Here is a 1,425-nt window from a genome sequence, read left to right on the forward strand (position 1 = left end):
GGCCCCCGCGCCTTGCAGCCAGTGCAGCAACTCGGCCGGGTTGCCGACCGTCGCCGAGAGCCCAACGCGCTGGATGGGCCGTCCGGTGACCCGCTCCAGCCGTTCGAGCACGGCGAGCAGGTGCCATCCCCGGTCATCCCCTGCGAACGCGTGCACTTCGTCGACGACGACGGCCCGCACGCTTCCCAACAGGCGGGCGTGGTCGGTCTTGACGCCGATCAGCATCGCTTCGAGCGACTCGGGCGTGGTCAGCAGGATGTCCGGCGCCTCGGCCCGTATGCGCCTCCGTTGCGATTCCTTGGTGTCACCGTGCCAGAGGGCAGCGCGTCGCCCCAGCCACTGGGCGTAGGAGTCGACACGGACGACCAGGTTGTTGAGAAGTGCCTTGAGCGGACACAGATACAGCAGAGATGTGCCGGTCCACTTCTGCTCGGTCATCGCCGACAGCAGGGGGAAGCAGGCCGCCTCGGTCTTGCCCCCCGCCGTCGGAGCCAGCAGTACGGCGTCCTGCCCCTGCATGAGCGGCGTGATCGCCGCACGCTGCAGGGGGCGCAGATCGGGCCACCCGAGGGTGTTGACGATGTGATGCAGGACGACGGGATCGAGTCGGTCCAGTACATCGGCGTCCTCGTCACCCTGGTCCTTCGCGGCCGGGAGTCCCGCGTCCGCCATCACAGCTCCAGGTCGATGTCATCGGCCGACGCGGAGTCTCCGGAGACCGTGGCGGCCAGGTTCCGCTCGACATCGGTGAGTTCGCTGCCGGCGACGGTGAGCCGGTAGTGCTGCCGGGGGTCGAAGTCGTCGAACTGGTCCACGCGGTCGAGCACGTCCCCGACGAGCTTCTTCAGGAACAGCCGGGGAGCCACCCCGACCTTCCCGCCCAGCGCCCCGCCGACAGCCAGCGCGAGGTCGGCGACATACCCGTCGTCGACGACCTTCCGTACACGCTCGGGCATTTCCGCGGCATCGGCGTACAGGTCACGGATGGTGAGGCCGAGGCCGACCAGCGACTTCTGATTGAAGCCGGGAAGCCTGATCTGCACGGCTCGAGGGTTGTCGAAGCGCGGGTCGGTCGTGAAGTCGGTGGCCAGCCGCTGAGCGAGCGGGGCCAGACGCTGCACGCCCTGCTGACCGTCGTAGAAGGCCGGGGTACCCGTGATGACCAGATACAGACCGGGAAAGCGGCCCGAGTGCACCTCGTCGATGAGCTGCCGCAGCGCGTTGAGTGCCTTGTCGCGGGCGTCCGACCGGACCCGCTGCAGCGTCTCCACCTCGTCGAGGACGACGAACAGCCCGGTGTGCCCGGAGTCGCGCAGCACGGTGAGCAGACCCTGCAGGAAGCCGAGCGCGCCGAAGTGGTCGAGGTCGCCCCGCACCCCGGCGGTCCGGCGGGCCGAGGCCGCGACGTGCGGCTGGCCGCCGAGC

At 69.5% G+C, this 1,425-nt stretch carries 2 protein-coding genes; both read right to left on the reverse strand.

Translation table 11 applies throughout. The features are described from left to right. Positions 1–672 (reverse strand): DEAD/DEAH box helicase (locus GA0115259_RS14185; RefSeq protein WP_141716558.1); only part of this gene is annotated, 672 nt, incomplete at its 3' end. Continuing rightward, on the reverse strand, positions 672–1,425 hold a 754-nt coding region (brxD, locus tag GA0115259_RS14190; RefSeq protein WP_107469185.1), incomplete at its 5' end, for a BREX system ATP-binding protein BrxD. The genes brxD and GA0115259_RS14185, both read right to left, overlap by 1 nt.

This window comes from Streptomyces sp. MnatMP-M17, assembly GCF_900091995.1.
Lineage (GTDB): Bacteria > Actinomycetota > Actinomycetes > Streptomycetales > Streptomycetaceae > Streptomyces.